Raw genomic sequence first — 4,247 nt, 5'->3', positions numbered from 1 at the left:
AAATAATCCCCAATTATTAAATCTCTCAAAAAAAGGTAAATAAACATATTCCATAAAGCTAATATGTTTGTTTACCTTTTTCTATTTCAAATCAACAGCAAAATATCGTTGAATAAAAACAGCATGAATAAGTATTTTGTTATTCATTTCTCTTTTTCATATAATCTTTTTCACATTGCAACGGCTTAAATTTCACTTTTTTCCCTTTCTTCTTTTTCGTTTTTATAACGAGCCATTCCCCTTTTTCAACGTCTAGTTTTAGGCGTTTCATTACATTGATATTATCTTTTTCTTTATAAAGTAAAAATGCTTCTTGCGCCCTCACAAATAGGCTGGGCTGTTCGCTAAATCCACCACTGTCATAAATTTTAGTTAGCGAAGTATAATAAGAATCATTTTCCTTTCCACCATACATCAAATGAGCAGCCTCCAGATCTCTTTTACTTACTTCCCAAAAACTATGTTCATCAATATTTAAATTAAATGTGGATTTAATGTCCTGTATTATATTCTTCACATACTTTTCATCTCTAACTTTTCTTTCTTCGAGACAATCCGAAGATAACTCTGGTGCATCTGATTGGGAATGTACAACGTGTTGTATCGATACACACAGAATAAATACGCTTAAAATGTAAAATATTTTTTTCATATTTACATATCACCTCAAATGATTTAGATACTATATCATTTGAGGCTTACAATATTCTTATGCTAATAATAAGAAAGATCCTATAAAATAAAATTTTTATAGGATCTTTCTTTTTAATATTGCTTTATCAAATTCACGGGCGGGGCAACTACCTTACTACTTTTCACATCATATAATCCTATAGGTGTTACTCGTATAAAAGGCAAGTGCGTCGCAGAAAAGAATAAAATTGTAAATGCTGGATCATCATACGCGTAGCCACGCTCTTGTAGTAATTTCACCATCTGTTTCTCTTCCTGTATTAATTCTCTCATTTTTAAATTAGACATAATCCCGAGCAATGGTAATGCTATTTCGTGTAACACTTCATTGTTTTCTACTATGACCATTCCACCACCGAGCTCTTTTACTCTACGAAAAGCTGTAAGCATATCTTCTTTTCTTTTTCCGATAAGAATGATGTCACCTGTACCAGAATAAGAGCTAGCAAGCCCACCTAGTTCTTTTGCAAAACCTTTGACAGCTATATTCACTTGCCAACTGCCATCACGAGCAATCATCATAAGGAAACATTCATCATGATCTGTGGACAATTCATCACAGTCTATATTGATTTCACTAGTGTATGGTTTTGTAATAACGTTATTTAATAAGTGTATCCCCTTTTTATTAGAGAAAATCATATCCTCTTTTTCTATTGACCAATCTAATGATAATGGAGTTACTTTATGTTTACTCCAGTCTATATGTAATGCCTCATGTGTATTTACACCGTCACGCTTCACCCATTTCCCCTTTGCAAGGACACTAATTGGTACTGGGTTTTCTTTACTTTCTAAAATATTGATATTAGCAATTCTACCTGTCGCAATCGAACCATGTACATGTTCCATATTATAATAACGAGCAATATTATAACTTGCCATATCGTATGCATCTATTACTGGCACTCCTTGTTTTATCGCGGTAGAAATCATAACGTTTGTCATTCCATTCTCATAAAACGAAGGATGTGAGCCGTCTGTTGTAAAAAAGAATCTATCAAACTGCTTTACGCCTAGTTCCAACAATTCTTTCAGTAAAACTTCTAAATCTGGGCGGATTGAAGAATTTCTTAGGGAAACAGTGTAACCTTGCATAAGACGAGTGAAAGCTTCCTGCCCTGTCATCGCTTCATGATCACAATCTGTACCTAACAGTTTTAACTTCGCTAAAGTCGTTTCAGATGCACCTGGAAAATGTCCTTCTACTTTCTTCTGCAATCGCTTCGTTTCCTGCATCCAAGTTAACATTTCATCATCGCCATGTAATAGTTTTGGCCACGCTGTTAGTTCGCCGCCTTGAAGAACTGCTTTATGCTTAAGCCATTCTATTATTTCTTCACGATTAAATAAAGTTTCCCCGTTTTGCAATTCAGTTTGTCCATCAAAACGACACCACCAATACATACTTGCTGGAATCTTTTCAAATTCATCTAATAAACGAAATGCTTCTTCACGTTGTAATGTGAAAAATAAAGTTAAATTATCATTAATAAAAGTTGTTGTCCCAAACTGCATCGCATGATTCGCTAAAGTTTCAGGATTATATAATTGATATGGATGTGCATGAGGTTCTATGTAACTTGGAACTACATACTTTCCATCACAATCAATGACTTCACATTCATGCAGTTGCACTGGCAGCTTTTCCCCTACATAAACAATCCGGTCATCATAGATCCAAATATTTGCTTGCATCCACTCGCGCATATAGGAATTTAAATAAGTTGCGTTCTTACATAAAATGTGCGGACTTCTTTTACCATCTATTACTTCAACATGCTCTCGTAATTGTTTATTACTCCATTTATAATGATTTTCCCCCATTGTATCCAACTCCAAATCAACTCATAATTATTTTGATTAAAACGAGAAATACTTAACTAACTAAAGTATTTTCCATTCATAACTCCCCAATTGGCACCCCTATATCCTTCATTATATTTAATAATTTTAAAAATAACAATTTTCAGAACTACATACATACCTTTTTTATCCAAAATAAAAAGAATGTCATGTAACTGACATCCTTTTTATTTTTATCGTAAGCATTAAGATTGATTTTCACTTTGAAATACACTTGATTCCATATCATAAATGCAACTACTGTCCATAGTTGCGAACTTAAAAAAGCACCTCTTTTAAATATAACTATAACAAAATTCCATTCACTTTCTTTTCATCTATTTATTAAATTCAATTTGCATCATTTTATTAAACTGCGGAACAATATCGACCCCACCTATAGAGTTGAGACTGATAGCCAATGTATGTTTGCCTCCAATTACTCCCCCAGCAAAAGTTGTAAATCCAGGAATTCCTCCTCCATGCCCCCAAACTGAAACACCGTTTGGAAGTTTAGTCTCATAGATTCCAAGACCGTATGCGTCACCAACCCCTTTTCCTTCTATAGGAACTGTAGTAAGCATTTCTTTTAGCTCGCGTTCCTTCAGTAACTTACCACCGAGTAAAGATGAAAAGAACTTATTTAAATCATCCGCATTAGAAATCATATCTCCAGCTGCATTAGCTAAACTTGGATTATAATAAGTAATATCTTTCAACTCGCCTGTTCCTTCCATTTTCACATATCCACGAGCATGATTCTTTCCTGGGATGACGGGTGAATTTCCTGGTAAAAACGTATTTGATAGGTCCAAAGGTTCAATAATTCGCTTTTCGATTTCTTCCGCATAACTATTTCCAGTTATTTTTTCAATAAGCATTCCTAGTATTACGTATCCTGTGTTTGAATACAACCAGTCTTTTCCCGGCGAAAAATCTGGAGGCAGCGAAAGACCTATTTTCACTATTTCTTCTGCTGTATACGTTTTTTTCGAATTCATTATGTCCGCGTCTTTTGACTTTAAGTATTCAGCGATACCACTCGTATGATTCAAAAGTTGTCGTATCGTAATTTGATTACCATCATACCCATTTCCTTGCACGAGACCTGGTAGCCACTTTTCAATTGGATCGTCAAGTTGTAAGCGATTTTCTCCTACTAATTGAAGCACAGTCGTCGCAGTAAACGTCTTCGTCACACTACCAATTCGAAAGCGATAATCCGAATTCACCGGTTTCTTTGTACTTAAGTCCGCCACGCCAGCAGTAAAACTACTAGTTTTTCCGTTGTTAGACGCCTTAGCTAATATTCCTACAGCACCAAGCTGTACTGTTTCCTGCATTACTTGTTTCCAGCCATTACGATTCTTTTGATCATGTACTTGTGACGAACTAGAAATATTTTGAGTTGACTCTGCAGTCACAGTAAAACCAGGTGTAAATAGAGCAGTACCCGCTAATAAAACTGCAAAACTTGCTAACTTAATTGAATTACATTTTTTCATAAGGCTTTCTCTCCTCCATTAATATCGGATTGATTCAAGCTATACTTTCATCCTATATGATAAATCTCTCTTTTTTCTTATCCATTCCTTACGAAATACTTACGTTTAAATTTAAATACGGTAAACTGAGGAAGAGTTATGCATGCAAATAAAAAGAGAACATGTTTTCATTTTTTATGTAAACATGTTCTCTTAAACATTTAA

At 34.4% G+C, this 4,247-nt stretch carries 3 protein-coding genes; all 3 read right to left on the bottom strand.

Annotated features, from left to right (window positions below; all coding sequences use genetic code 11):
- Positions 1 to 139 precede the first annotated feature (139 nt).
- Positions 140 to 652, bottom strand: a complete 513-nt coding sequence (locus ACQGS6_RS23680) for a hypothetical protein (RefSeq protein WP_000719378.1) — start codon at positions 650 to 652, stop codon at positions 140 to 142.
- Between the two features lie 113 nt (positions 653 to 765).
- Complete coding sequence (locus tag ACQGS6_RS23675; protein ID WP_000504392.1) at positions 766 to 2,520, bottom strand: adenine deaminase; 1,755 nt, start codon at positions 2,518 to 2,520, stop codon at positions 766 to 768.
- Between the two features lie 356 nt (positions 2,521 to 2,876).
- Positions 2,877 to 4,043, bottom strand: a complete 1,167-nt coding sequence (locus ACQGS6_RS23670; RefSeq protein WP_000710636.1) for a serine hydrolase domain-containing protein — start codon at positions 4,041 to 4,043, stop codon at positions 2,877 to 2,879.
- Positions 4,044 to 4,247: the final 204 nt, after the last annotated feature.

Source organism: Bacillus sp. GMs2/2, from assembly GCF_050172095.1.
GTDB classification, from domain to species: domain Bacteria; phylum Bacillota; class Bacilli; order Bacillales; family Bacillaceae_G; genus Bacillus_A; species Bacillus_A cereus.
The sequence above is the reverse complement of the archived record's forward strand: the minus strand, read 5'-3'. Positions and strand labels throughout refer to the sequence as shown.

Coding starts and splice junctions, on each gene's coding strand:
- ACQGS6_RS23680 (WP_000719378.1), bottom strand. CDS start 652: ATGAAAAAAATATTTTACATTTTAAGCGTATTTATTCTGTGTGTATCG.
- ACQGS6_RS23670 (WP_000710636.1), bottom strand. CDS start 4,043: ATGAAAAAATGTAATTCAATTAAGTTAGCAAGTTTTGCAGTTTTATTA.
- ACQGS6_RS23675 (WP_000504392.1), bottom strand. CDS start 2,520: ATGGGGGAAAATCATTATAAATGGAGTAATAAACAATTACGAGAGCAT.